Annotated in this window: 26 protein-coding genes; 14 read left to right on the top strand and 12 right to left on the bottom strand. The window is 56.6% G+C overall.

Features of this window, described 5'->3' with window-relative positions:
- Positions 1 to 7: 7 nt before the first annotated feature.
- Positions 8 to 232 (top strand): hypothetical protein, encoded by a 225-nt coding sequence (locus tag KCG46_RS02155; protein ID WP_218403704.1) that lies wholly within the window; start codon positions 8 to 10, stop codon positions 230 to 232.
- Positions 233 to 387: 155 nt separating this feature from the next.
- Here KCG46_RS02155 and KCG46_RS02150 read toward each other — a convergent pair whose 3' ends face one another.
- Positions 388 to 1,119, bottom strand: coding sequence for a Crp/Fnr family transcriptional regulator (locus tag KCG46_RS02150; RefSeq protein WP_218403703.1), 732 nt, complete (start codon positions 1,117 to 1,119; stop codon positions 388 to 390).
- Between the two features lie 85 nt (positions 1,120 to 1,204).
- Positions 1,205 to 1,813, bottom strand: a complete 609-nt coding sequence (locus KCG46_RS02145; protein ID WP_218403702.1) for an HNH endonuclease — start codon at positions 1,811 to 1,813, stop codon at positions 1,205 to 1,207.
- 106 nt (positions 1,814 to 1,919) lie between these two features.
- On the opposite strand from KCG46_RS02145, the gene gluQRS reads away from it, so the two are divergent.
- From gluQRS to KCG46_RS02125, 4 genes are all read left to right on the top strand, one after another.
- Positions 1,920 to 2,774 (top strand): tRNA glutamyl-Q(34) synthetase GluQRS, encoded by an 855-nt coding sequence (gene gluQRS, locus KCG46_RS02140; protein WP_218405246.1) that lies wholly within the window; start codon positions 1,920 to 1,922, stop codon positions 2,772 to 2,774.
- A 24-nt stretch (positions 2,775 to 2,798) separates the two neighbouring features.
- Positions 2,799 to 3,038 carry a hypothetical protein gene (locus tag KCG46_RS02135; RefSeq protein ID WP_218403701.1) on the top strand — a complete coding sequence of 80 codons (240 nt, stop codon included), beginning with the start codon at positions 2,799 to 2,801 and terminating at the stop codon, positions 3,036 to 3,038.
- A gap of 37 nt (positions 3,039 to 3,075) precedes the next feature.
- Positions 3,076 to 3,651, top strand: a complete 576-nt coding sequence (locus tag KCG46_RS02130; RefSeq protein WP_218403700.1) for a cob(I)yrinic acid a,c-diamide adenosyltransferase — start codon at positions 3,076 to 3,078, stop codon at positions 3,649 to 3,651.
- 79 nt (positions 3,652 to 3,730) lie between these two features.
- Positions 3,731 to 4,600, top strand: a complete 870-nt coding sequence (locus KCG46_RS02125; RefSeq protein ID WP_218403699.1) for a 3-hydroxyacyl-CoA dehydrogenase NAD-binding domain-containing protein — start codon at positions 3,731 to 3,733, stop codon at positions 4,598 to 4,600.
- Between the two features lie 32 nt (positions 4,601 to 4,632).
- Here the strand turns inward: KCG46_RS02125 and KCG46_RS02120 are convergent, their stop codons facing one another.
- Together KCG46_RS02120 and mutS are read right to left on the bottom strand one after the other, a co-directional pair.
- Positions 4,633 to 5,175, bottom strand: a complete 543-nt coding sequence (locus KCG46_RS02120; RefSeq protein ID WP_218403698.1) for a hypothetical protein — start codon at positions 5,173 to 5,175, stop codon at positions 4,633 to 4,635.
- 50 nt (positions 5,176 to 5,225) lie between these two features.
- The gene (gene mutS, locus KCG46_RS02115) at positions 5,226 to 7,844 is read right to left on the bottom strand and encodes a DNA mismatch repair protein MutS (protein WP_218403697.1); all 2,619 of its coding nucleotides are present in this window, start codon (positions 7,842 to 7,844) and stop codon (positions 5,226 to 5,228) included.
- Positions 7,845 to 7,968: 124 nt separating this feature from the next.
- Between mutS and KCG46_RS02110 the strand changes: the two genes are divergently transcribed.
- Positions 7,969 to 10,230 (top strand): NADP-dependent malic enzyme, encoded by a 2,262-nt coding sequence (locus tag KCG46_RS02110; protein ID WP_218405245.1) that lies wholly within the window; start codon positions 7,969 to 7,971, stop codon positions 10,228 to 10,230.
- A gap of 52 nt (positions 10,231 to 10,282) precedes the next feature.
- Here KCG46_RS02110 and KCG46_RS02105 read toward each other — a convergent pair whose 3' ends face one another.
- The 4 genes from KCG46_RS02105 to trmB all read right to left on the bottom strand — a co-directional run bounded on the left by KCG46_RS02105 (position 10,283) and on the right by trmB (position 13,640).
- A complete protein-coding gene (locus tag KCG46_RS02105; RefSeq protein ID WP_218403696.1) occupies positions 10,283 to 10,783 on the bottom strand; it encodes a DUF892 family protein in 501 nt (166 codons plus the stop codon).
- A 110-nt stretch (positions 10,784 to 10,893) separates the two neighbouring features.
- Positions 10,894 to 12,147, bottom strand: a complete 1,254-nt coding sequence (locus KCG46_RS02100; protein ID WP_218403695.1) for an S-methyl thiohydantoin desulfurase family protein — start codon at positions 12,145 to 12,147, stop codon at positions 10,894 to 10,896.
- A 68-nt stretch (positions 12,148 to 12,215) separates the two neighbouring features.
- A complete protein-coding gene (locus KCG46_RS02095; protein WP_218403694.1) occupies positions 12,216 to 12,923 on the bottom strand; it encodes a DUF3592 domain-containing protein in 708 nt (235 codons plus the stop codon).
- Between the two features lie 15 nt (positions 12,924 to 12,938).
- On the bottom strand, positions 12,939 to 13,640 hold the full coding sequence (trmB, locus tag KCG46_RS02090; RefSeq protein WP_218403693.1) for a tRNA (guanine(46)-N(7))-methyltransferase TrmB: 702 nt from the start codon (positions 13,638 to 13,640) through the stop codon (positions 12,939 to 12,941).
- 114 nt (positions 13,641 to 13,754) lie between these two features.
- Here trmB and KCG46_RS02085 point away from each other — a divergent pair, with 114 nt between their 5' ends.
- On the top strand, positions 13,755 to 14,969 hold the full coding sequence (locus KCG46_RS02085; protein ID WP_218403692.1) for a mechanosensitive ion channel family protein: 1,215 nt from the start codon (positions 13,755 to 13,757) through the stop codon (positions 14,967 to 14,969).
- A gap of 71 nt (positions 14,970 to 15,040) precedes the next feature.
- Here KCG46_RS02085 and ctrA read toward each other — a convergent pair whose 3' ends face one another.
- The 3 genes from ctrA to lptB all read right to left on the bottom strand — a co-directional run bounded on the left by ctrA (position 15,041) and on the right by lptB (position 18,232).
- Positions 15,041 to 15,736, bottom strand: coding sequence for a response regulator transcription factor CtrA (gene ctrA / locus KCG46_RS02080; protein ID WP_218403691.1), 696 nt, complete (start codon positions 15,734 to 15,736; stop codon positions 15,041 to 15,043).
- A 203-nt stretch (positions 15,737 to 15,939) separates the two neighbouring features.
- The gene (gene rpoN / locus KCG46_RS02075; RefSeq protein WP_218403690.1) at positions 15,940 to 17,445 is read right to left on the bottom strand and encodes an RNA polymerase factor sigma-54; all 1,506 of its coding nucleotides are present in this window, start codon (positions 17,443 to 17,445) and stop codon (positions 15,940 to 15,942) included.
- A 10-nt stretch (positions 17,446 to 17,455) separates the two neighbouring features.
- On the bottom strand, positions 17,456 to 18,232 hold the full coding sequence (lptB, locus tag KCG46_RS02070) for an LPS export ABC transporter ATP-binding protein (protein ID WP_218403689.1): 777 nt from the start codon (positions 18,230 to 18,232) through the stop codon (positions 17,456 to 17,458).
- 253 nt (positions 18,233 to 18,485) lie between these two features.
- Here lptB and KCG46_RS02065 point away from each other — a divergent pair, with 253 nt between their 5' ends.
- Both KCG46_RS02065 and KCG46_RS02060 read left to right on the top strand, forming a co-directional pair.
- Positions 18,486 to 18,854 carry a hypothetical protein gene (locus KCG46_RS02065; protein ID WP_218403688.1) on the top strand — a complete coding sequence of 123 codons (369 nt, stop codon included), beginning with the start codon at positions 18,486 to 18,488 and terminating at the stop codon, positions 18,852 to 18,854.
- A 167-nt stretch (positions 18,855 to 19,021) separates the two neighbouring features.
- The gene (locus KCG46_RS02060) at positions 19,022 to 20,341 is read left to right on the top strand and encodes a mechanosensitive ion channel family protein (protein ID WP_255551722.1); all 1,320 of its coding nucleotides are present in this window, start codon (positions 19,022 to 19,024) and stop codon (positions 20,339 to 20,341) included.
- Between the two features lie 27 nt (positions 20,342 to 20,368).
- On the opposite strand, the gene ppa is transcribed toward KCG46_RS02060, so the two are convergent.
- Positions 20,369 to 20,899 carry an inorganic diphosphatase gene (gene ppa, locus KCG46_RS02055; RefSeq protein ID WP_218403686.1) on the bottom strand — a complete coding sequence of 177 codons (531 nt, stop codon included), beginning with the start codon at positions 20,897 to 20,899 and terminating at the stop codon, positions 20,369 to 20,371.
- A gap of 106 nt (positions 20,900 to 21,005) precedes the next feature.
- Between ppa and hisS the strand changes: the two genes are divergently transcribed.
- The 5 genes from hisS to lnt all read left to right on the top strand — a co-directional run bounded on the left by hisS (position 21,006) and on the right by lnt (position 26,661).
- On the top strand, positions 21,006 to 22,253 hold the full coding sequence (gene hisS, locus KCG46_RS02050; protein WP_218403685.1) for a histidine--tRNA ligase: 1,248 nt from the start codon (positions 21,006 to 21,008) through the stop codon (positions 22,251 to 22,253).
- Positions 22,253 to 23,320, top strand: coding sequence for a peptide chain release factor 1 (gene prfA / locus KCG46_RS02045; RefSeq protein WP_218403684.1), 1,068 nt, complete (start codon positions 22,253 to 22,255; stop codon positions 23,318 to 23,320). Before hisS ends, prfA begins: the two co-directional genes overlap by 1 nt.
- Positions 23,317 to 24,141 carry a peptide chain release factor N(5)-glutamine methyltransferase gene (gene prmC / locus KCG46_RS02040; protein WP_218403683.1) on the top strand — a complete coding sequence of 275 codons (825 nt, stop codon included), beginning with the start codon at positions 23,317 to 23,319 and terminating at the stop codon, positions 24,139 to 24,141. Before prfA ends, prmC begins: the two co-directional genes overlap by 4 nt.
- A 238-nt stretch (positions 24,142 to 24,379) precedes the next feature.
- Positions 24,380 to 25,012 carry a DUF4167 domain-containing protein gene (locus KCG46_RS02035; protein ID WP_255551721.1) on the top strand — a complete coding sequence of 211 codons (633 nt, stop codon included), beginning with the start codon at positions 24,380 to 24,382 and terminating at the stop codon, positions 25,010 to 25,012.
- A gap of 32 nt (positions 25,013 to 25,044) precedes the next feature.
- A complete protein-coding gene (gene lnt / locus KCG46_RS02030) occupies positions 25,045 to 26,661 on the top strand; it encodes an apolipoprotein N-acyltransferase (protein WP_218403681.1) in 1,617 nt (538 codons plus the stop codon).
- Positions 26,662 to 26,729 lie beyond the last annotated feature (68 nt).

Genomic DNA, 26,729 nt, shown 5'->3' with positions numbered 1-26,729 from the left:
GGGGCAGATGCTCAAATATAGATTACTATTTGTTGCCCACGAAGACGAAGGCATCCGGGAACTCATGTTCAACGCGCGTTCGACAAGCGGAGCTCTTGATACCGCAAAGCGAGCCGCAGAGGGCGACTGGGCTGAGCTCTATCAGGGCGATGAGCTGCTCTGTAATCTCCGGCTAGTGGAGGAAACCGGGGTCTGGCTCGTCATGCCGGGGCAGTCAGCTCAAAACGGATAAAACGCGTTTGTGGCGGCAAAAACGATCATTCCAGAATTGTTTTGGCCGCCAACGAATGAGGAATTTTCTGATTATCGCAGAGTCAGTAGGTTTCTCGCCCTGCCGGTGCACGGAAACGTCCCGGCGGGGCACTTTACCAAGCCAAAAGGCTGAGGCTAAAAATCCTCTTCAAACCAATCGAGGTCGAGGTCTTCATAGCGGTTTCTGAAAAGACCGAGATCCTGCAAAGCTGTAGGATCGAGTAACTCCACGTTACCGTCGCGGCGTTTTATCAACTTCTGGGTCGTCAATTCTTTGAACAAACGGCTCACCTGGACGGTAGTTAGCCCGATTGCGTCTCCTATCTGTTCCTGCGTCAGAGCAGGGCGGCAGATATTGGGATCATCGCATTCGACCAGATGTTCGCGGGCGGCAATCTCGAGCAACAAAGAAGCGAGTCTTGCACGCCCTCTGGTGCGGCCAATCGACACCAATCGGTCATTGAGAATGGCGTTTTCGAGCGCGGCAAACGTGTAGAAAATCGCCGCGATGCGGGGGAGCCGCGTGAACGCATCGACCAGATTGCTGCGCGGGAAAATATACATCGAAGATGCGGTGTTCGCTGTGATTGTCTGGGTCGCGTGATCAAAGGGGATGTTTGCGGTGCCCATAATGTCGCCGGGAAAATATAGCCGCGTTATGGCGCGTTCACCGTTGCGCAGTTCCATCGAGGCGAAAAGGCGCCCGTCATCCACGATATAGAGTTGATCCGGGCTTTGAAGTTCACTGGCGACGAGGACTTCGCCCGCCTCAAACTCCCGTTTTGTCGAGGCGAGGCTCCTGAAAGTCTCCGCCTCTTCCTCCAAAAGATCGGTGATCTTGCCGTATTTGGCCAAAAGTTGCTGCATAACCGACCTCCCGTTCGCACCAGCGCGAATAGAACCAAGTGAGCGTTAACGTCTATACTTTTTACAGCGGAGGTCGGGGCGAAGCTTAAGCCTCCAGCTCAATGTCCCAATAGAGCCAATCCCGCCATGTCTCGTGGAGATAGTTCGGTGGGAACTGCTTGCCGAATTGCTGCAATTGCCAGCTGGTCGGGCGGATCGGCTTCATTTGCACCGGCATATGCGCTTGCTTCGGCGTGCGGCCACCCTTCTTCATATTGCACGGCGCGCAGGCGGTTATGATGTTTTCCCACGTGGTCTTTCCGCCCAGACGGCGCGGGATCACATGGTCGAACGTCAGCGTATCGCCGCTGCCGCAATATTGGCATTCAAACTTATCGCGCAGGAAGACGTTGAAGCGGGTGAAAGCGGGAAATTCGCTTTGCTTCACATATTGCCGCAGCGCGATCACGCTCGGGATTTTCATATCGAGGCTGGGCGAGTGAACCTCCCGGTCGTAACTCGCCACGATATCGACGCGGTCCAGAAACACCGCCTTGATCGCGGTTTGCCACGGCCACAGGCTAAGCGGGTAATAGGATAACGGTGTGTAGTCGGCATTCAGGACCAGCGCGGGACAACCGGAAAGGTTGCGCGACGGGTCTTCCTGTGCGCTGCGGAATTTCGCCGCTGTTTCGATCAGTTCGCGTTTGAACACGTCTTGCGCTCCTACCTGATTGACACAAACATGGCGTGGCAGGCGCGTGAGGCAAAGCCGTGACACTGTGTATATCCACAGGGATAAGCCTGTGAATGAGAAGTGGATGGTGCTCAGCAAGGGGGTGTGGCAGAGCGAGAACGTGGAAATAGTGACCCGCTTTGCTCCCAGCCCCAATGGCAATTTGCATCTGGGGCATGCCTATTCCGCGATCTATGCGCACGATCTGGCGAGGGATGCCGGCGGCCATTTCCTGATGCGGATAGAGGATATCGACGGACCTCGATCACAGTCCGAATTTGCCGATGAGTTTCGCCGTGACCTTGAATGGCTGGGGCTCGATTGGGATGAAGTGCCCGCGCAATCGACACGCTTTGACAGCTATGATGCGGCGGCCAAACGCTTGCTGGAGGACGGCTGGCTTTACCGCTGCAGTTGCAATCGCAAAGATATCGAGGCGTTAGAGCCGCGGTGCGGCGCGGACGGTTTCATCTATCCCGGGTCTTGCAAGGGAGCGCAATGTAGCTTGGACGGGCCCGAGGCGTTGCGGCTTGATATTAATCGGATGATGGCTGCTTTGGGCGAATGTGTTTGGACCGATGAGGAAGCAGGATCGGTAGTGGCCGATCCGCGCGAGTTTGGTGATGTCGTAATTGTGCGCAAGGATTTGCCTGCGAGCTACCACCTTGCCGCCACGCTGGATGATGCTGTCGATGGGGTGACTGCGGTTACTCGCGGAGAGGATCTGTTCACTTCCACGCATGTCCACCGGTATTTGCAAGAACTGCTCAAGCTACCGGTGCCGCATTGGCATCACCACAAATTGCTTCTTGATGATGACGGGCAAAAGCTGGCCAAGCGGCGCGGATCGCCGTCTCTGAAAGACCGGCGCGAGGCGGGCGAGGATGGATTGGCGCTTGCAGAGCAACTGAGGTTGCAGCAAATGCGATCTGGAACTTAGCGCGAGGCCACCCATTTTACTGTCATGAACTATGTTTTAATTGCTGTGCTCGTGGTGCTGTGCATCATGGTTGTTGTCTCGCTGGTTCGCGGCATCGTCGCGTTTCTGAAAACCACCAAAATCGACCTTGAAACTGGTGAGGGTGAAACTGTCACCGAAATGCAAGCGGTCCAGAACAAGGCAATGTTCTCGCGCATTAAGTATCAGGCTGCGGCAATCGGTGTCGTGGTTCTGATCGCGGTTGTTGCAGGCAGCAGCCAATAGGCTGGACCATGAGGTTCGTGCCGCCTAGTGAGGCGGCATGGTAAAGCTCAACAAGATCTACACTCGCACCGGCGATGATGGCACAACTGGCCTCGTCGATGGGACGCGCTGCCCAAAACACTCTGCTCGCATCGCCGCAATTGGCGAGGTGGACCAAGCGAACAGCGCCATCGGCCTCGCGATCTGCGCGATGGGAGATGAAGATCAGCGCTCGGTTCTAACCCGTGTGCAAAATGACCTGTTCGATCTTGGCGCTGATCTTGCGACACCGGCGGATGATGGTGATTTTACTCCGTCTGAGATGGTGCTGCGTGTCGTGGCCGAACAAGCAACCTGGATTGAAGAACAAATCGATGCGCTTAACGAACGGTTGGAGCCTCTGACCAGTTTTGTTTTGCCAGGCGGCAGTGAAGCGGCGGGCCGGGTGCATGTCGCACGGGCGACGGCGCGTTCGGCTGAACGCGCGGTAACCGCAATGGCCGCTGAGATGCCGGTTAATCCGGCGGCAGTGGGCTATATCAATCGTCTTTCCGACTTGCTCTTTGTTCTCGCACGCGTGCAGAACGACGATGGTAAGGCCGATGTGAAATGGGTGCCCGGCGCCAATCGGTAACTGATCTCTGGCATTTGCAAAGTGTCGGCGCTAACAGGCGCGCAGAGACTAATTGCTGCAAGTGCGAAGGAAAATTGCCATGCGAAACATCGCTGTAATCGGAGCGGGCCAAATGGGGGCGGGCATTGCCCAGACTGTGGCCCAGCATGGCATGAATGTAATGCTGTCAGACGTTGATCTGGCGCGCGCTGAAGCTGGCAAAGCGTCGGTGGAAAAGGCGCTGGTCAAGCTGATGGGGCGCGGCAAGATCGAAGCTGACGCAGCCGAGGCACTGCTCGCAAAGATCACCCCTGTCGCCGATTACGCGCCGATGGCTGAGGCTGATATCATCATCGAAGCCGCGACTGAGCGCGAAGAGATCAAGAACGCGATCTTTGAAAGCGCGGGCAAGGTCTTGTCCGGCGATGCAGTCATGGCTTCCAACACCAGTTCAATCCCGATCACACGGATGGCGAACCATTCGCCTGATCCGGCGCGCTTTATCGGCCTGCACTTCTTCAATCCCGTACCCGTCATGGGCTTGATTGAAGTCATTCCCGGTCTCGCCACGTCTGTGAACACGACCGAGCGCGTGACTGCCTTTGCCGAGGCTTTGGGCAAGCAAGTGGTGACAAGTCAGGACGAGCCAGGCTTTGTAGTCAACCGTATCCTGCTGCCAATGATCAACGAGGCCGTTTTCGTGCTAGGCCAATCAACAGCTGGGATTGAGGATATCGACAAGGGTTGCCGATTGGGCCTGAACCACCCGATGGGTCCGCTACAACTGGCCGATTTCGTAGGTCTGGATACCTGTCTCGACATCATCAATGTGCTCTACCGAACAACGCGCGACACCAAGTATCGCCCCGCGCCATTGCTGGTGAAATATGTCGAAGCTGGTTGGCTTGGCCGCAAAACGGGTCGCGGATTCTACGACTACACCGGCGAAGAACCAGTACCCACTCGATAGAGCCATCACTTTAACGGATACGCGTTGAGCGATTACTCGCCTATATCGCCGATACCGTTGAGATTAGGCTGAACGTTTGATTTGGACCGTGAGAAACGGACTTTCGGTTTGGTGCTCGGTGCAGCGACTTTCGGAGCTGAAGAGCCGCCGCCGCGGGTTATTGATCCGCTCGGTTTTGAGGGGCCTCTGCCGCTGCCCGGTCCGCCGCTGGGCCTGCGCCCTGCGCTGGAAGGATTTGACGGTGTGATGATCGCCGTATTGCCGTTTGGCTCTGTCCCGAAACCTTCCGGGTCGAAACCGGATGCATCATCGATCAGGGCCTCGTCTTCGGCAAACGCCATATTCCCGAAATCTTCTGCCGGAGCGTAATCTTCGAACACTGCCTCCTCTTCGGGAGCAGCCTCTTCAGTGTCTTCGCTTTCATCCGAAACACCGCGTTCACGATCATTCGATGGTGCGACAAATGCTCCTGGGCCTTCATCGCCCATGGAGCCTGCGAAAATCGCAGCGCCAAACAACGTTGCACCGGCAAATATCAGCGCACCTTTGCTATTTTGAAACATCGTCTTCGACATACGATCACAACTAGCAGCGCGCCGGTTAATATATGGTGCAAATTGGCCCGTTAGAGATCGCGTTTGAGATCATAGAGCAAATCGAGCGCTTCGCGGGGTGAAAGCGCGTCCAGATCAGCATCGGAAAGGCGCTGCGCAAGCTGCTCGGCCGGCGTGGCTTCGGGTTCGCTGTCTTGGGCTGCCGCAGCGAACAAAGGCAGCTCGCCGAGACCTGCTGCGATCCCGCCTGTTTCGCTGCGTGCTTGCTCCAATTTGGACAGGACCTGTTCTGCCCGTTTCACGACGGCTTTTGGTACACCGGCGAGCTTTGCAACCGCGAGGCCATAAGACCGATCTGCGGGACCTTCTGCCAACTCATGAAGCAGGACGAGATCACCCTTCCATTCGCGTGCCCGAACATGGTGAAGCGAGAGTGCCTCACAAGTCTCTGCAAGCCGCGCGAGCTCGTGATAATGCGTTGCGAACAGGCAGCGGCAGGCGATGCGTGAATGCACCGCTTCAACCACAGCCCATGCGAGCGCGAGACCGTCATAGGTTGAGGTGCCGCGCCCGACTTCATCCAGAATTACAAAACTTCGGGTCGTCGCCTGCGCCAGAATGGCGGCGGTTTCGACCATTTCGACCATAAAGGTGGACCGGCCACGTGCCAGATTGTCGGACGCACCAACTCGGCTGAATAATCGGTCGACCAAGCCAATCGTTGCGGCCTCAGCTGGGACAAAGCACCCAGCCTGAGCCATTAAAACGATCAATGCATTCTGGCGCAGGAATGTCGATTTACCGCCCATATTGGGACCGCCGATCAGCCAGAGGCGATCATCAGTGGCGAGCGCGCAATTGTTGGCGACAAAGCGGTCACCAGAATTGGTCAGAGCCGCTTCGACCACAGGATGACGCCCGCCTTTGACGGACAATGCAGCTTCACCAGTTATCTCGGGCCGCGCCCATTCGCCTTCGGATGCGCGCTCCGCATTTCCTGCGGATACATCGATCCGGGCGAGGGCTCCGGCCGTGGCGGCGATGGCTTCCCGCGCACCGGTGACAGCTTCGATTAGTTCTTCGAAATGCGCTTCTTCTGCGGCGAGTGCCCGCCCACCTGCCTCGGAAATGCGAGAGGCCTCTTCATGCAGGCTCAGCGAGTTGAACCGCACCGCGCCTTTCATGGTCTGGCGATGGGTAAAGCCGCTATCGGCATCCATCAGGCTGTCGCCGTGGCGGCTCGGCACTTCGATAAAGTAGCCAAGCACACCGTTGTGCTTGATCTTGAGTGATGAAATGCCAGTTTCGTTGCGGTAGCGCGCTTCCATTGCTGCAATTGCGCGGCGGGCATTGCCAGAAATCTCGCGCAGTTCATCAAGGCTCGCATCGTAGCCATCAGCGATATAGCCGCCATTGGAGCGTTCGGTTGGCGGTGAGGCGACAAGCGCACGCGCCATGTGATCAACCAAAGCGCCGTGTCCGACGAGACGGGGCAACAAATCATTTAGAAGAGCAGGGCGGTCCCGCTCCAGTTCCAATCTTTCATAAAGTCGGCCAGCGTCGGCTAAACCATCGCGGACTTGGCCCAGATCACGCGGGCTTCCGCGCCCGGCAACTATTCGTCCCAGCGCGCGGCCAATATCGGGCAGCGCGCGCAAAGTATCGCGCAACTCGGCGCGCTCAATCGGTCGGCTGCGCCAAAACTCTACCACTTGCAGGCGATCCTCTATCGCACCTTCGTTCAAGAGCGGCGCAGAGAGGTCTTCGGCGAGCAGGCGCGATCCTGCTCCGGTGGCGCAGCGATCCAGCGCAGCGATCAGGCTGCCTTTACGTCCGCCGGTGGCGCTTTCGAGGATTTCGAGACTGCCGCGTGTAGCCTCGTCCATTGCCATCCCAGATGCGCTTTCGCGGATCACTGGTGGCAGCATCAAAGGGAGCGTGCCGCGCCCGACATGATCGAGATAGGCAATGAGTCCGCCGGCCGCCGCTAGCATCGCACGCGAGAATTCCCCGAACCCATCCAGAGTTGCCACGCCGTGCACGGACTTGAGCCGGTCGGCGCCAGCATCACTCGAAAAGGCGCCGCGCGAATGGAATGTTGGCTCGTCTGGCCCAAGCGTCCAGTCTTCGGGTACCACCACTTCGGTCGCGCCAATTCGCGCCAGCTCCGCGCCCAGCATCGCCGGTGCGCATTCTTCAAGCGCCATCCGGCCAGTTGAAATGTCGATACTGGCAATTCCGATGGTTCCGCGCACTTCGGCGAGCGCTGTAAGTAAGTTGGCACTGCGCGGGTTGAGTAGCGCCTCTTCGGTCAAAGTGCCCGCAGTGACGAAACGGACGATATCGCGCTGCACGAGCACTTTGGAGGACGGTTTGCCCTCCGCTTTGGCGCGCGCCTTGGCTTCGTCCGGCGTTTCAACTTGTTCTGCGATTGCGACCCGTTGACCAGATCTAATCAGCCGCGCGAGGTATCCTTCCGCCGCGTGCACCGGCACGCCGCACATCGCCACTGGCTCGCCATCATGCTCGCCCCGCGATGTCAGCGCGATATCGAGAATGTTCGCCGCGACCCGCGCATCATCAAAGAACAATTCGAAGAAATCGCCCATCCGGTAAAATAACAGCGATCCTTCCGCCTCTTTCTTAAGAGCGAGATATTGCTGCATCATCGGAGTCGCGGTGCCTGCCATTGAAGTGGCCTAGACAGAGCGCAACCGATTCGGAACGGGTATGCGTATCCTTTCCCCTATCGTTTGCGTTTGGGTGCCGCTAAACGGTTCACCAATCGACATTTGGGGCAAGGAACAATCCACCATGGCTGATGATCGCAAAAGCGGTTTTACCACGCGCGAGGCACTGTTTTACCACGAGACGATCCGTCCGGGTAAGTTGGAGGTTGTCGCGACGAAGCCGATGACATCGCAGCGCGATCTAAGTCTCGCATATTCGCCCGGTGTGGCGGCTCCTGTGGAAGCCATCGCTGCAGATCCCTCGCTTGCCGCGCGTTATACCGCGAAAGCGAACCTTGTGGCTGTGATCTCGAACGGATCGGCTATCCTCGGCCTCGGCAATCTTGGCGCGCTGGCGTCCAAGCCAGTGATGGAAGGCAAGGCGGTTTTGTTCAAACGCTTCGCTGATGTGGACTCGATCGATATCGAGCTTGCCACGGAGGACCCCGAAGCGTTCATCAACGCCGTCGCGCTGATGGAGCCGACCTTTGGCGGGATCAATCTGGAAGATATCAAAGCGCCCGAATGCTTCATTATCGAGGCAGCTCTGCGTGAGAAGATGAACATTCCGGTCATGCATGATGATCAACATGGCACCGCGATCATCACGGCGGCGGGCCTGCTGAATGCATGTCATTTGACCGACCGTGACATCAAGGATGTGAAAGTGGTGGTGAACGGGGCAGGCGCAGCAGCAATTGCCTGCACCGCTTTGATCAAGGCGATGGGCGTACCGCATGATAATGTGATTATGTGCGATCGCTCGGGCCCAATCACTCCGGGCCGCGACAATGTCGACCAGTGGAAGAGCGCGCATGCCGTTGCGACCGAAGCAACGACGCTCGAAGAGGCGTTGAATGGCGCTGACATCTTTCTTGGCCTGTCGGCGGCTGGCGCTCTCAAGCCGGATTGGGTGAAGAAGATGGCGGACAAGCCAATCATCTTCGCCATGGCCAATCCGGTGCCTGAAATCATGCCTGACGATGCCAAGGCTGTCCGCCCTGATGCGATTATCGCAACCGGACGCAGCGACTTCCCGAACCAGGTCAACAATGTCCTTGGCTTCCCGTTCATCTTCCGCGGCGCGCTTGATGTGCAGGCGACGACGATTAACGAGGAAATGAAGGTTGCAGCCGCCGAAGCGATTGCCGAACTCGCCCGCGAACGCGTGCCGGAAGAAGTTGCGAGCGCGTATGGCAAGAACCAGAAATTCGGCACCGACTACATCATCCCCGCGCCGTTTGATCCGCGCCTGATCGAGGTCGTTTCCTCCGCTGTTGCCAAAGCCGCGATGGATTCTGGCGTCGCCAAGTCCGAGATCGCGGATTTCGAAGAGTACCGCACGAAACTGCGCTCACGCCTTAACCCGACCACGTCTGTCCTGACCGGCGTTTATAACGAGGCGAAATCCAATCCGAAGCGGATGGTTTTTGCCGAAGCCGAAGAAGAAGTCGTGCTGCGCGCGGCCATTCAGTACCGCGATTTCGGATATGGAACGCCTGTACTGGTTGGCCGGACCAAAGCGGTGCTCAACAAGCTGCATCAGCTGTCGGTGTCCGATCCGAGCAGTTTTGAAATCCAGAACTCCGCCGATAGCGAGCATGTGCCCGCAATGGTTGAGTATCTCTACAAACGGCTGCAACGCAAAGGCTTTACCGAGCGTGACGTTCGCCGTCTCGTCAATCAGGAACGGAATGTCTTCGCGGCTTTGCTCGTAGCGCTTGGCCACGGTGACGGCATGATTTCGGGCCTTACCCGCACGTTTGCCCAAACGGTTCGTGAAGTGAATATGGTGCTCGACAAAAAGCCGGGGGCATTGCCATTCGGCATTCATATGATGATCGGGAAGAACCATACGACGTTCCTCGCCGATACGACCATGAATGAACGTCCGGATGCGGAAGAACTTGCGCATATCGCCAAGGAAACTGCGGCCGTGGCCCGCCGAATGGGGCACGAACCGCGCGTTGCCTTCCTATCCTATTCCACCTTTGGCAATCCGTCGGGCCAGTGGCTGGGCAATATCCGCGAGGCGGTCTCTATCCTTGACCGCGAGGATCCCGGATTTGAGTACGAAGGCGAAATGGCACCTGATGCTGCGCTGAATCCTAGTGTCATGAAACTGTATCCGTTCAGCCGTCTGAGCGCGCCTGCCAACGTGTTGATTATGCCGGGCCTGCAATCGGCCAATCTGTCAGCCAAAATGCTGCGCGAATTGGGGAGCAATGCAACCGTTGGCCCGATGCTGCTTGGTATGGAAAAACCGGTCCAGATCGTCCCGATGACCGCGCTTGCGCCTGATGTGCTTACGCTGGCTGTATTGGCCGGTGCGGGGATCGTAGGCTGATACAAAAGGCCCGGCGCGGTGCCGGGCCTTTTCTATCTATTCTTCGTCGCTATCACGCGGCGAGTGCTTTTTCGTTGACTTCGCCTGACGCGATATCGGTCATACGGCGATCACCTTCGTAGGTTTCGTCAAGACAGTTCTTCAAAACCTTCGCGTCTTGGGCCAGTCCCAAACGGTTCGCAAATGCTACTGCCGTACCGTATCCGGCGAGCGCGTAATGCACCATCCGTTGATATTGCGCGATGACAGATGCATCGCGTACGTCTGCATCGGTGATGTTTGCATTGATGGCGTGGGCTTTCGCTTCTTTCACGAGGCCTTCCATTCCTTTGCAGAATTCACCTGTCAGATCTGCTTTGTGGTTTTCGATGAGGCTTTTCACCTGCATCATGCCTTGTTCGATACCTTTTACGCCGTCATCAAGTGCGCGGGTCAAATCGTCTGATGCTGCCGTCTCGCGAAGCTTTTGCGTTGCCTCGAGCGATTGACGGTTGGCGCTGTAGATGTCCTGCAGCTGGTCAATATAAAGGTCGGTGAGAGTGCGGATAGTCATAGTGCAAATCTCCCTTTCTGTTTCGTTTGCATTTGCCCTACCAATGGACAAGTCGAAGAACCGTTCCTGAAAACCTTTTGTTTTCGGTATGTTAATCGTTGAGTGCTGCATTAGCCGCGATAGACCGAGATATGGCCTTGGAAGCTAGGTGAGCCGTTCCTCAATCGGAATGTAGTCGATTTCGTATCCGAAATAGCGCGGGCTAAATACAGCGAGCCCCGCTTCGCTGCGCCATAGTGGATCGCAGCGAAAGCCGAGCGCAGCGACCGCTTGGCCGCGAGCGTAACCTGGATTGATGACACCGTCTGCGGTTTCGATATCGATAAGGTTACGAGATCGGGACAAGTTGCGATCACTGCGCCGTTGCGGCGCGCGACCAGGTGTTCGTTCTTCACATCGGTTTCGAACGTTTGGCCTACGAATGTGCCTGTCCCGCTGATCGTGACTTTGCCCACGAGGAAGCCATCCTCATCGCTCCATTCAAAGTCTGACACTGTGCCGGTGAACAGCAGGTAGCCATCGCCCGCCACACGCGCGGCCTCGATCGGGTCAGCGCCAGCTTCTTTGGCTTCGCGCACCGCTTTTCCGATGCTTTGTGCAAGGGATAGGCTTTCTGTGACGAGTGTGCCTGCCTGTTTAGCCTGAGCGCCAGTGATCGGGCTGTCGGTGACACCGCATTCGCGGCTGACCACTGCGATGCTGCGCAAAATGTCTTCTGCGCGGGTTGGATCGCCAAGAGTTTCGACAATCATCGTGTCGCCAAACGGAGTGGCCGCACCGATCGGTGTTAGCGGCACGCCTGCGACTTTAACGGAATGCTGGTTGATCTCCGGAACGGCCCGCCCGACTGTATCTGCATCCAGCGCAGGCACGCCCAATCGCGCGGCGGTCGAAAGACCTTCGGCAACGCTAAGCGGGCCAATCTCGCCCATGATTACGCCCGCAAATTTCTGGCCAATATGCTTCTCGAGCGCTTCGAAGGCTGCTTGTACCGGCACTTCGACGGGGTTCTCTACCGCATCGAGTTTCGTTTGCATCTCCTCGCTGGTATCGGCCAGACTTGCTAAGCCATAGGGACAGGCGACACGGTCTGTATCGGAAAGCGCGCTAACCGGAATCATCGAAAACGTAAGTCCGGCCGCCAGATCTTCAGCGATAAGCTCGCGCGCCTCGGCCAGACTGCCGCCGCCCCCAGTGCCGAGATAGGAACTGCCGACCAGCGCGTCTTCAAGGCCGGTCGCATCAAGGGGTATCGCATCGACGCTTGTAGAGCCGCCCGCGCCGGTTGCGGGCAATTCACGGCATGATGCAAGTGTCCCTGCTGCTACTGCCAAACCGCCCAGAAATTGCCGCCGTGATGCCATTGAATTTGCCCCTTAACTTTGAACTAAGGATGACTTTGGCAACAGTGGTCGTCAACTGACCATTCCAATCATGCGGTTTCTTCGCTGTGGACCCATTCCGATAGATCAATGAAGTGCGGACCATGTTTCTTGCGATTAATAAGCACGGGGACCGCTTTGCCTTCAAGCTCGCTTGTCAGATCCAGCCAGATTGGCTCGCTCATAAAGCTTGCGAGTTTTCCGGTTCGAGGGTGTTTACCTTGCGCATGAACGCGATAGGGGTTGCGGCCGTTGGAGGTTGATGAACGATCAATTTCACACCGGACAAAGTCCACTTCGATCAATGTGCCGTATTTTTTGAGCCAACCGATCATCCAGCGCCGCCTCATGTAGAAGTAGACAATCGGTCCGCCAATCAGAGCGAAGACAATGCCGATCCCGCCAAAAATAAAAATGCCGGTGAACCGCTGTCCAAAACTATCGATAATTGCTTTGCCTGGGCGATCGGGATCATAAATCACGGTGACACTGTCACCACGCGCAAAACTTGCGGGATAGGAACTTGTCGAGCTCGTAAAGGTGTGTTTTGCGCCGCGATTGTCCTGCCATTCTACGACGGGGGCGTATGTTGTTCCGTTGCCGCTGAATGTACGCGCTAGTGCGATGACAACGCCGTCGGCGCGCAACCCTTCATCCTCGAAAATGCTATCCGCTGCGATAGAGAAAGCGGCTAGCCCAAGCAGCAAAACCCCTATGCCGAGGAAGATTGATCCGATCAGGGCCAGGCCTTTTGTCATCGTCGCGGTCCGCCGCTACTTCCGCCGAAACCGGAAGTACCATACTTCGTGTTTGAATGTGTTGCGAGCCTTGTATTCGTAGCGCGTTTCACACCAACCGCTTGGACGGTTCTGCCAGTTTGACGGGCCTTCGACGACCCATTCAAACTTGTCTGTATGGCGTTGCATCACCATCAAGGCATGGCGCAGATAGATGTCGTGATCGGTGCCAAACCGGAATTCGCCGCCGGGTTTCATCTTTTGCGCGATTAGAGAAATTGGGCCGTCATTCACCATCCGGCGTTTGGCATGCTTGTTCTTTGGCCATGGGTCAGGATGGAGGAGGTAGCACATGGTGAGCGCGCCATCAGGAAGGCGTTGCAGCACATCAATTGCATCGCCGTGGTGGAGACGGATATTGGCAAGGCGTTCGTCATCGACGTGGCCAAGCGCTGCAGCGACACCGTTCAGGAATGGCTCTGCGCCGATAAATCCGTGATTGGGTAATAGGTCCGCGCGGTATGCAAGGTGCTCTCCGCTACCGAAACCGATTTCGAAATGCAGCGGGCAGTCCTCGCCGAACAGGTCTTTAGCGGTGACCGGACCTTCGGCTGGAACCGCAATTTTTGGCAGCAGATCATCGACCAAACCCTGTTGCCGCCCGCGCAGCGGTTTCCCGATGCTGCGGCCGTACATCCGATTAAGGGTGGTGGGATCGCCTTCTTTAAACGCACTCATGCCGCGCGCGGTACTGGGGGAATGCAGGGGTTGTCCAGAGCGTATCTCGCCAACGCACATTTGGGGTAGACTGGACTTGAGGCTTCCCCCCGCTTCCCGCTAGTGCGAACACATATGGAAATTTTCACTGACTTCTTCGCCGAGCAGCCCCTGTGGCTCCAGTCTTTCATTGGCCTGGTTCTGCTCGCGCTGGCCTCCTTAACGGTCAACTATATCCTGAAAAGCGTGATCCTACGGATCGCGGCGCCCTATCTTGATACTACCACCAAGACGAGCGATCGGGCCGCAGCATGGTTGGCGACGGCGGCTCCATTGCTGGTCATCTCGCGCGGGATTTGGTTCGTTCCAAACTTGCCCGAGGGTGTCTACACCGTAGTGACCAACGTCGCGCAGGCATTGATCGTGATTTCTGTCGCGATGGCGATCGTAAAGGCATTGGGTTACGCGAACGAGGTCTACGAACGACTTCCGAAATCGCGCAATCGCCCGATCAAGGGATTCGTCCAAGTCGTGAAAATCATCGTCCTTTGCGGCGCGGCGATCGTCATGATCTCGGTCTTGATCGATGAGTCGCCATTCCTGCTATTGTCTGGCCTCGGCGCGATCACGGCGGTTTTGCTGCTGGTATTTAAGGACACAATCCTGTCGCTTGTGGCCAGTGTGCAGCTTACCTCCAACGATATGCTGCGTGTCGGTGACTGGATCACTATGCCCAGCATGGATGCCGATGGCGATGTGATCGACATTTCGCTGCATACGGTGAAGGTCCAGAACTTCGACAAGACGATCTCGACCATTCCCACGCACCGGATGGTGTCCGATGCCTATCAGAATTGGCGGGGAATGAGCGAAAGCGGAGGCAGACGGATCAAGCGTTCGATTTCGCTCGATCAGAGCAGCATTCGCTTCCTAAGTGATGAGGAAGTTGTCGATCTGAAGAAGTTTCGTATTCTGAAGCCATATCTTGCGGCGAAGCGGGAAGAGATTGCCGACTGGAACAAGGCTGAATTGACTGGTGACGAGGCGGTGCCTGTTAACGCGCGGCGGCTCACCAACATCGGCACATTGCGCGCCTATATCGCGGCCTATATCCAATGGCATCCCCGTATCGGCGACAATTTCATGATGCTGGTGCGCCAGCTTGAGCCGGGGCCCAAAGGTCTGCCGATTGAGATTTATTGCTTCACCGACACGACAAGCTGGAGCGATTACGAGGCAATTCAGGCGGACCTTTTTGATCACATGCTCGCGATTGTTTCAGAGTTTGATTTGCAGATATTCCAAGAGCCGACGGGACGGGATTTCGCAAACCTCGCCGCCATCAACTGAGTTGGAGCAAATAGAAAACGCCCGGAACTGTTAGGCTCCGGACGCTCCATAATTCCATTTGATCGAGTGGCTTAAGCCGCTTCGACTACTTCGTCCTGATCCCGCAGAACATAACCGCGGCCCCAAACAGTCTCGATGTAGTTTTCGCCGCCGCATGCATGGCTGAGCTTTTTGCGCAGCTTACAGATAAAGACGTCGATGATTTTGAGTTCCGGTTCGTCCATCCCGCCATACAGGTGGTTGAGGAACATTTCCTTGGTCAGCGTAGTGCCCTTGCGCAGCGAAAGCAGCTCAAGCATCGCATATTCTTTACCGGTCAGGTGAACACGCGCGCCGTCGACTTCAACAGTCTTGGCATCAAGGTTCACGGCCAGCTTGCCAGTGCGAATGATCGATTGGCTGTGGCCTTTCGAACGGCGCACAACAGCGTGGATGCGTGCAACCAACTCTTCGCGGTGGAATGGCTTGGTCACATAATCGTCGGCACCAAAGCCGAACGAGCGGATCTTGCTGTCCATTTCGGCGATGCCTGAAAGGATCAGAACCGGCGTTTGCACTTTGGCAACGCGCAGCTTTTTAAGCACGTCATATCCGTGCATGTCTGGCAAGTTCAGGTCGAGCAGGATGATATCGTAATCATACAGCTTACCCAGATCGAGGCCCTCTTCACCTAGATCAGTCGCGTAGACGTTAAAGCCTTCGGTAGTGAGCATGAGCTCAATGGCTTTCGCCGTTGTCGGCTCGTCCTCAATCAAAAGCACTCGCATATCTGGTCCCCTACGTTGCCCCAGAAGGCATACTTACCCCGTGGCAAGCTTTGGTGGTAACGCCTCGGTAAGAGGTGTTGTCATGTATTAACCACACAAGTTCTGAACGGAAAAGGTTAATTTCTTGTAAACCTAGGTGACTCCGCGAGTCGCAGGTGTTTCTGACTAGGTATTTACCGGTAGGATTCGGGCTCGCAGGCCCTCTAAATCCCGCTGAGCTTTTTGATCCGCCGCCTTTGTGCGGACGACCCGATCCCTACGGCTTCGCGATATTTGGCCACTGTCCGCCGGGCGAGGTCGAAGCCTTCTTCCTTCAACAGATCGACCAGTTTTTGGTCCGAGAGCACCTTTTTGGGGTCTTCGCCATCAGTCAGCGCCTTGATCCGGGCCTTAATGGCCTCTGACGAAGCGCCTTCGCCGTCGCTTGATCCGACCCCGCTGGTGAAAAAGTACTTCAATTCGAAGCATCCACGGTCGCAATGCAGGTATTTGTTGCTCGTCACCCGGCTGACCGTGCTTTCATGCATGTCGATCTGTTCGGCGACTTCGCGAAGGGTTAACGGTCGCAGTTCGGACACACCGCGACGGAAAAAGCCGTCCTGCTGTTTCACAATCTCGGCCGCTGTCTTGAGAATGGTCTTTTGCCGTTGATCCAATGCGCGGATCAGCCAGTGCGCATCGGCCAGCTTTTCTTTGAGCCAGCTCTGCGCCTCTGCGCCGGGAGAGCCCTGATTGAGTTCGACATAGTAGTCGCGGTTGACGACAAGGCGCGGCAAAGTTGCCTCGTTCAGCTTGATATCCCAGCCGCCATCATCCTTCGCGGCCAGCAGCACGTCGGGCACCACAGCATTGTCGGTCGCGGGGGCGAAGGCGAGACCTGGCTTGGGATCAAAGCTGCGCAATTCGCCAAGCATATCAGCAAAGTCTTCATCATCCACGCCGCAGAGCCGTTTCAGTTTTTCCACTTCACCGCGCGCAACCAATTCAAGATTGCCGATCAGCTTTTCCATGCAAGGGTCGAAGCGATCGGCCTCACGGGCCTGCAGCTCGAGGCACTCGGCCAATCCGCGTGCGCCTACGCCCGTAGGGTCGAGCATTTGCAAAACTGTTAGTCCGTCATCGACCTCGTCTCTGGTCACACCAAGGTCATAGCCGATTTCGCGCAAGTCACCGCTGAGATACCCTGCATCATCGAGCAGCCCGATCAGGTGGCGTGCAATGAATGCTTCTTTTGCGTTCACAGCAATCGCACCGACTTGCTCATTCAGGTGTTCGGTGAGAGTTGTTTCCGCAGCGCGGGTCGCATTGATATCGGGAAAGTCCTCGCCGCTGACCGCCCCCTCCGATGCAGCTGATCCCCATTCCGCATCATTTGATGCGCTCGCCGCTGATGAGCCGTCGCCCGTATCGCGGTCCCGGTCGAGCGCGCCCGTATCGATATCCAGCGGCGCTTCACTTTCGCCAGACCCTTGGGCCATTAACTGATCGGACGTAAACTCTTCGCGTGGGATGTCGTCGGGCTCGCTCGCCCCTGAGTCTTCGCTGGTTACCGATCCAGCTTCCAACAGAGGGTTGCTTTCGAGCGCGTCGCCAATAAACGTTTCAATTTCAAGGTTGGAGGCCGCAAGCAGTTTGATCGCCTGCTGCAACTGCGGCGTCATCACCAATTGTTGCGATTGGCGTAGGTCCAGTCTGGGTCCGAGCGCCATAGCGTCTATGTCAGAGCGTGAAGCTCTCTCCCAGATAGAGCCGCTTTACATTCTCGTCTGCGACAAGGTCTTGCGGCGTTCCGGCGAACAGCACCTGCCCACCATAGATAATGCAAGCGCGGTCGACGATATCGAGCGTTTCGCGGACATTGTGATCGGTAATCAGCACGCCGATGCCGCGTCGTTTCAAATCTTTCACCAGATCGCGAATGTCGCTGATCGAAAGTGGGTCGATGCCGGCGAAAGGTTCATCCAGCAGCATAATTGAAGGCTTCGCCGCCAAAGCGCGCGCGATTTCGCAGCGCCGACGTTCACCGCCAGATAGCGCCATCGCGGGGCTTTCACGTAGTCGCTCAAGACCAAATTCGCCCAGCAGGCGCTCCAATTCGGCGGCGCGGGTATCGCGATCCGGCTCAACCATTTCGAGCACACAATTGATGTTCTGCTCCACGGTCATTCCGCGAAAGATGCTGGTTTCCTGCGGCAGATAACCAAGGCCAAGGATCGCCCGGCGATACATCGGCAGTTTGGTCACATCTTCGCCGTCCATCAGAATGCGGCCCGAATCCGGCTTCACCAGCCCCATGATTGAATAGAAACACGTCGTTTTGCCTGCGCCGTTTGGGCCAAGCAGACCGAGCACTTCGCCCTTCCCAACACTGAGCGATATGTCTGTGAGAACAGCTCGCTTGTCATAGCTTTTGGCGATGGAAACGACTTCCAGCCCGCCATCTGGGAGTGGGACTGTGGCGTTTGCCGGCTCTTCGAGAGTGGTAGACTCGCTCATATCCAACAGCTTTAGCAGCCTCTCATTAACAGAAAAGGGTGTCTGGTCCGTTTTGGCAGGATTTTTGCTTTAGCGGCGCTTGACTGCAGATTTGGCGTGACCCCTTCATTGGAAGGCAAGCGATTCCGGCATGTTGCCAAGCACCAGTTGCGAAAAATGCAAGCCAAATTGAATTTGGTTACCTGACTTGCATGCTTGGCGTGTCTTTGAGATACTCGCTGTAGAGAGACACTATCCGTTGGGGAGCGGTACATTGGTAAATCAAGACACAAGAGCGACTGCGCATGCCAGCGCGGATCAACGCGGAACCGATTGGCGCAAAGCGATCAGCGATCACGTCGCCTATGCGCTGCTGGTATACACCGGCCTGCAAATTTTTGTGACTGTGAAAGCCCTGTCCGAGGGCATGTCATCGATCATGCCGTATTTCGCTCTGATCGTTTTGGTCGCCGCCATTATCCCGGCGTGCCGCTGGTTTGAGAAGCGCTGGCAGGGAATGTCAGACGACGACGCATCGGATCCGGCTTTTGCGGGACCGTTTCGGCGCGACGTGTCCATGCTTTGGGCTATCGCAATTGGCCTCCCATTGATTTTGGCGGGCATCTTCAAAGCTATTTTCTAAGTCTTTGCTTAATTGGTTCGGTTTTGTTGGGGAACGAACCGACCACTACACAGATTTAGACAGCGTGCGCCTCTGTCCAGCGCTCGCTTTCTGGTGATGCCGTGAAGTTCGCTTGTTTTTTCTCGTTTCTTTTGATTTTCGCATTCGCCGCGCCGGCACAGGCCACTTTGCCTGGTTTGACAAATGGGTCAGACCAAGAAGCCCAAACAGGCGAACTCGATACCGAAATCGCGCAAGAGGTTGACGCTGGCAATGATGATCGGATCGCCGAGAGGATCGAAGGAATTTTCGCCGAACTTCCTGACTTCGCAGGCGTCAATGTCTCCGCGAATGAGGGTGTCGTCACACTTGGCGGCGCATTGTCAGATGCGGATGCGATAGCAAGAGCAGAGAATATTGCCGCGCGCGTTTCCGGCGTGGTCACGGTCCAAAACGAGATTGAGCGCGATCTTTCGGTTGAACAGAACCTTTCCGTTCTTGGCGAACTTTCCGGCTTAACAGACAGTCTGATTACAGCTTTGCCGCTGTTCCTGGTTGCATGTGCAGTTGCTTTGGCTTTTGGATTTGCGGGTGTCTTGCTTTCGCGCGCCACGTTCATCTGGGATCGGATCGCGCCCAACCCGTTTCTTGCCGAGCTGATAGGCAGTGCTGTAAAGTTTGTTTTCATATTGGGCGGCTTGGTAATTGGGCTCGACATGATTGGTGCCGGTGCATTGCTCGGTGCTGTGCTAGGAGGCGCTGGTGTGATCGGTATCGCGCTTGGGTTTGCGATGCGCGATACCATCGAAAACTACGTCGCGTCGTTGATGCTCAGCCTGCGCCAGCCGTTTCGGCCAAACGATCACGTTTTGATCGACGACCTGGAAGGCCGCGTCATCCGCCTCACAAGCCGGGCGACCATACTCATGACGCTTGAGGGAAACCACTTGCGCGTCCCTAACTCGCAAGTGTTCAAAGCCGTTATCCTGAATTTCACCCGCAACCCGCAGCGGCGTTTTGAATTTGAACTCGGAATTGACGCAGACGATAATCCCCGCGCCGCGATGAAGCTTGGGCGAGACACGCTTGACGATCTAGCCTTTGTGCTCGGCGATCCAGAACCAACCGCGAGAGTAACGCAAGTTGGCGATTCCAACATTGTTATTCGGTTTCTAGGCTGGGTTGATCAGCGCGAGGCCGATTGGAACAAATCGCGCAGCTTTGCCATTGCCGCTGTGAAAGATGCTCTAGAAGGAGGCGGGTTTGCGCTGCCAGAGCCGATATACCGGTTGCGCTTCGACGGGCGCACAGACCCGCTACCTATAGGCCGATCAGCCAAAGTCGCGGAAAGCGCGCCTGAGCCCGCTTCGTCTACACGATCGACCGCAAGCGACGATATGGAAGATGTGCGCCCCGATAGCCAGATCAGCGCTATGGTCGAAAATGAAAGGCGCTCCGATCCGGAGCAGTCGAAAGACATGCTGGATACGAAGCGCCCGATTGAATAATGACATTGGGGGTGAGGGCTTTAGGTCTTATGCCTTTTTGGCAAGTTCGATCGCGTCCAGGACAACTTGGCGAGCCTCTGCGCGGTCGCCCCATTTGCCGATCCGGACCCACTTTTCCGCTTCGAGATCTTTGTAGTGCGTGAAGAAATGCTCGATCTGTTGGAAGATGATCGACGGCAAATCCTTGGTCTCGCCGACATCTGAATAATACGGGAATGTCGTGTCGACCGGCACACAGATCAGCTTTTCATCGCCGCCGTGCTCGTCTTCCAGATTGAGAACGCCAATCGGGCGTGCCTTAACCACGCAGCCAGCCATAAATGGCGTGCGCGCAATCACCAGTGCGTCCAACGGGTCGCCGTCGGGTGAAAGGGTGTGCGGAATAAAGCCGTAATTGGCTGGGTACCGCATTGGTGTGTGCAGGATCCGGTCTACGAATAGCGCGCCAGACTCTTTGTCGAATTCGTACTTCACCGGCTCACCGCCGGTTGGCACTTCGATGATGACGTTCAGATCCTCAGGGGGATTGTCGCCGGTAGGGATCATGTCGATACGCATATGGGGTTCCTGTATTGATTGCGGCCCCTCTCCCAAGGACTTCGCGCGCGCCTTAGCCCAGCGACGAGCATTGCGAAAGACCTCCCTTGGTCTTAAGCGCGCACTTATGAGTAAGAACACCCCAAAAGCCATTCGCGGCACACAGGACATTTTTGGCGCTGATGCGGAGGCATTTGCCTATGTGGTCGAGACTTTTGAGCGCGTCCGCAAACTGTACCGCTTCCGCCGGATCGAAATGCCCGTTTTTGAAAAGACCGAAGTGTTCAGCCGCGCGATTGGCGAGACGACCGATGTTGTCTCCAAAGAGATGTATTCATTCGAAGATCGCGGTGGGGACTCGCTGACGCTCCGCCCTGAGTTTACAGCAGGCATCGCGCGAGCGTTTCTTACCAATGGCTGGCAGCAACACGCGCCTTTGAAGGCGGCGACGCACGGTCCATTGTTTCGCTATGAGCGCCCGCAGAAGGGGCGCTACCGGCAGTTTCACCAGATCGATGCGGAGATTATCGGCGCGGCGGAGCCGCAGGCTGATGTCGAGTTGCTGTGTATGGCTGACCAGCTTTTGAAAGAGCTGGGCATTGAGGGCGTGACGTTGCACCTCAACACTCTGGGCGATGCCGACAGCCGTGATAAATGGCGCGCGGCACTGATCGAGTATTTCAAAGCAGTTGAAGGTGAACTTTCCGAGGATTCTCAGGAACGACTGGAGAAGAACCCGCTTCGCATCCTCGACAGCAAGGATCGCCGCGATCAGCAATTCCTCGCAGACGCCCCAAAGATTGACGACTTTCTGACCGAGGAAGCGACTGCGTTCTTTAAGGCGGTGACGAGCGGTTTGGACGCGGCAGGCGTCAAATGGAAACGCGCCGAAAGCCTAGTCCGCGGGCTCGACTATTATCGGCACACGGCGTTCGAGTTTATTCCAGACGAAGGTTCAGCAGCAGCCGAGGCACTGGGCGCACAAAGCACTGTGCTAGGGGGCGGTCGCTATGACGGTTTGATGGAATCGCTTGGCGGCGCGACGACACCTGCGGTCGGTTGGGCTGCTGGTATTGAGCGGCTAGCTATGCTGGTTGGGGAGCGCAACGCGGCCCGCGCCGATGTGGTCGTTGTTGTTGAAGACGACGCTATGACTGCTCAAGGGCAAGCGGCGGTCAGCGCAATCCGGAACGCTGGGCTTTCGACCGAATTTATTGCCTCAGGCGGTAAGAAAAAGCGTTTCGACAAGGCTGTGAAAGTAGGTAGCCGGGTCATTCTAGCAATGAGCGATGGTGAGCGGCGTCTAAGGTATGATGCAACCGCAGCGAGCAAGGACAAGCTTGCAGAAGCCTTGCGTGAGCTCGGTCTCGATTAATGCAAATCCCCGCCGCCCGTCTTGACCAAATCGCGAACCGCTTTGCGGAGCTTGAGGCGCGCATGGCGTCCGGCATGATTGAAGGCGACGAATTCGTTCAGGCGAGCCGCGACTATGCCGAGCTGGAACCGGTCGCCAAGATCGCTGCCGATGTGAAGGCGATGCGAGAGGAGGCCGTAAGCCTCGAGGAGATGCTGGCCGATCCCGAAATGAAGGCTATGGCAGAGGACGAGCTTGCCGCCATTCGCGAGGCATTGCCTTTGCAAGAGCGCAAACTAGCGCTCGCATTGCTGCCGCGAGACAGCGCCGACAGCAAACCGGCTATGCTTGAAATTCGCGCTGGCACTGGCGGCGACGAAGCCGCTCTGTTCGCGGGCGACCTTTACCGCATGTATGAACGCTTTGCGGCCGAAAACGGCTGGAAAGTCGAGCCGGTCAATATGAGTGCATCCGAAGTCGGTGGTTTTAAGGAAGTGGTCGCAAACGTCACCGGTTCGGGCGTGTTTGCAAAGCTCAAATTTGAAAGCGGTGTTCACCGCGTGCAGCGTGTGCCTGTCACCGAAAGCGGCGGGCGTATTCATACATCGGCAGCCACGGTGGCAGTGCTGCCGGAACCCGATGATGTCGATGTGAATATTGACCCAGGCGACCTCAAGATCGACACTTACCGTGCATCCGGCGCAGGTGGTCAACACGTGAACACCACCGATAGCGCGATCCGCATCACGCACGCGCCATCCGGCCTTGTTGTTACGTGTCAGGACGGACGCAGCCAGCACAAGAACCGCGAAAAAGCGATGCAGGTTTTGCGCGCGCGCCTGTTCGAAAAGACGCGCGACGAAGCGCAGGGCGCGGAAGCGGAAGCGCGCAAGGCGATGGTCGGGAGCGGGGACCGGTCGGAACGCATCCGCACGTACAATTTCCCTCAGGGCCGCGTGACCGATCACCGGATTGGTTTGACGCTGCATAAACTCGAAGAAGTGCTGGCTGGACCGGGCCTTACCGAACTGGTCGATGCATTGACTGCCGAGGACGAGGGTAAGCGGCTCGCGGCGCTAAACGAGTGACCGTCGCCGATGCGATCCGTGCGGCAGCAGAGAGTCTGGCTTCGACCAGCGATACAGCGCGGCTCGATGCAGAATTGCTGATGGCGCACGCGCTTGAGGTGAGCCGGTCGGACATGCTGGTTCATGCGATGCGCAATGATGCGCCGGTTGGCTTTGACGCTATGATCAGCCGCCGTGAGGCCAGCGAACCGGTTGCTTACATAATCGGAGCGACAGAGTTTTTTGGACGTTCTTTCGAAGTCGAACCGGGCATCCTTGTTCCTCGATCCGACAGCGAAGCTTGGATCGATGCTGCGCTCGACATATGCCCTGATCCCAGCCAGATCCTTGATTTGGGAACAGGCTCGGGATGCTTGCTGCTGACAATGCTTGCAGAGCGACCACAAGCTTCCGGAATTGGCATCGATGCGTCGCCTGTCGCGGTTGAAATTGCCAGCAAGAATGCAAAAGACCTCGGCTTACAGTCACACTGTGAATTCAAACTGCGCAGCTGGCATGATGAAGGATGGAGCGATGATTTGGGCTCATTTGACTTGGTCCTTTGCAACCCGCCCTATGTCGAAGCGGATGCTGCACTTGATCCAGATGTTAAAAACTATGAGCCTGCAAGCGCGCTTTTCGCTGGAGCAGAAGGGCTTGACGACTATCGGGTGCTCATCCCGCAATTGCGCAAGTTGATGAATGAATACGCTGTCGCGATCTTCGAAATCGGCCACACACAAGCAGATGCGGTCACCAAGATCGCGGAAGAAGTGGGACTTTCGGTCGAAATGCGGCGTGATCTTGCAAATAGGCCACGTGCATTGATCTTCCGCGTATGAAAACACTTGTAGGGCTTGGCAAAAGTGATTCGCCTCGCTAACCCCGAATCAGGACACCGATCTGCGAAGGGCGCAAATCGCTGGACCAAGCTCCAAATTCGATGTCAGACGGCCATTAGGGCACGCCCATAGCCATGACAGAACGGAGCGCGCGTCGAATATGACGCATAGACGAAAGGTCTGTTGACCACGGCACCTTCTTTGGATGGTGTTACGGTCGCAAGCGGGAAGATTTTCCTTGAACAACAACAATCGTAATAACAATCGTCGCCGCGGACGCGGCAATCGCCACAATCAAGGCGCTGCGAATAATCAGAACCGGATTGATAGCCGGGCACGCGGCAATGCGCCGCAGCTTCTCGACAAGTACAAGAAGCTTGCTCAGGACGCGCAGCACAATGGTGATCGGGTGCAGGCCGAATACTATCTGCAGTTTGCTGACCATTACCACCGGGTGATCGCGGACAACAAAGCGCGTCAGGACGAAGCCCGTGCCAAGCGCAATGAAGAGCGCGGCCAGGCGAATGACGATAGCGATGAAGACGAGGATGGCGAAAACCGTCGCCGCAACAATCGTCGCCCCCGCGGACGCCGGGATGATAACGAAGACCAGAGCGATACCGACAACGCGGGTAACAGCGAAGAGCGGTCCTCCGATGATAACTCTGAAGAGGCCGAAAAGCCCAAACGCCGCGCTCGTAAACCGCGTAGCGAGAGCGAAGGTGAGGACAAGCCGAAGCGCCGCAAGCCGCGCCAGAGTCGTTCTGAAAAGAACGATGGAGCAGCTGAGCTCGATTCGTCCGTTCTTCCGCCTGCCATTGGCGGTGCATCTGACAAGGATAGCGACGACAGCCTAGAAGCCGTCGGCTAAGCCGACGTATCGGTTTAGGCCAAAGCGGCTCGATGGAGATTATCAAGCAAAGGCTGGCAGAGTTTCCTGCTAACTGGCCGAAGCTCACCGCTTTGTTGCTCGGCGCCGTCGCTGCATGCGGCTATCCGCCGCTGCATGGCTGGTGGATTGCCATGCCGGCATTGGCTTATTTTGTTTGGCATTTGCATAAAGCGCCAGATTGGCGTGCCGCTTTCGGGCGCGGTTGGTTGTTCGGCTGGGCGCATTTGACGCTCGCGAACAACTGGATCGCGACTGCCTTTACTCATCAAGCAAAAATGCCCGAATTCCTTGGTTGGATCGCGGTGCCTTTGCTTTGCGTCTATCTGGCGGTTTATCCCGCGCTTGCAGCTTTGACGGCGCATCGGGTCGCGCGGAAATCCGGATCACTCGCGTTTGGAGTGGTTTTGGCCGGAGCGTGGATATTGACCGAATGGCTGCGCAGCTGGGTATTCACCGGCTATCCTTGGCCACCCCTCGGATTGATGTTTCTCGGCACGTGGGATGTACCCGGAGCGGCATTCATATTGCCTTGGACCGGAAGCTACGCTCTCTCGGGTCTTGTCATCTTAGTAGCTTCGGCCATTCTCTCTGCTGCTCTGTCTCGGCGCTGGCTTGTCCTGTTCGCAAGCGTTGCTGCTCTGACAGCTATCATGCTGGCACCGGTGGTCATCGGCATAGGAAAGCTGAACTCCGGGGACAGCGTTCGCTACACTCTCGTTCAGCCTCTGCTTGTACAAGAGGACATCAACGATCCGACGAAGTTCGAAGAACAGTTCAGCAGGATCACCGATCTGACCTTGCCGGGTAATGACCAGTCGCGGCTCGTCCTGTGGCCTGAAAGCGCAGTCCCTGACTATCTCGAAGATGGCTATCCTCAACGCTATTATGACCGGATGACAGTGGGCGGTGATCCAGACTTCGCACGGCGCCGGATCGCTGCGGTTGTTGGTCAGGATGCAACTCTCCTCACCGGAGTGGTGAACCTCGATTTTCGCAAGAAGGCCGGGATCAAAAGTGTCGAAAGCGCTCGGAACTCGGTGCTTTCGATCAACGGCGCAGGCGAAATAACAGGCCACTACGCAAAAGCGCATTTGGTGCCATATGGTGAATACCTTCCGATGCGAGGAATGCTGGAGCCGCTTGGACTTTCGCGTCTTGTCGCGGGGTCGATCGACTACAAAGAAGGGCCTGGGCCGGGCACCATTGATCTCGGCCACCACGGGAAAGCCGGAATCCAGATTTGCTACGAAATCGTGTTTTCAGGTCAGGTTGTCGATCAAGCCAATCGCCCCGATTACATCTTCAATCCCTCCAATGATGGCTGGTTCGGAGCATGGGGCCCGCCACAGCATCTTGCACAAGCACGGATGCGAGCAATTGAAGAGGGATTGCCGGTTCTGCGCTCAACCACAACGGGGATCAGTGCAGTGATCGACGCACACGGTATCGTTCGTGAGAACATTGCATCCGGCACTGCCGATGCGGTTTCGGGAACAATCCCGCCCGCTCACTCGCCCACACTGTTTTCGCAGCTTGGCAATGCGCTGGCATTGGTGTGGGCAGGGCTCCTAATTGCTCTTGGAATTGGACTGCCAAGAATGCTTGCGCTGGTCCGCTCGCGCCGCTAGTGCGCAATGAAGACATAAAGGTTTCCTTATATCTGTATAAGACTCCTTTGCAGGCAATTATCTCCCCC

It is taken from the genome of Erythrobacter crassostreae, from assembly GCF_019204045.1.
GTDB classification, from domain to species: Bacteria; Pseudomonadota; Alphaproteobacteria; order Sphingomonadales; family Sphingomonadaceae; genus Erythrobacter; species Erythrobacter crassostreae.
The sequence above is the reverse complement of the archived record's forward strand: the minus strand, read 5'-3'. Positions and strand labels throughout refer to the sequence as shown.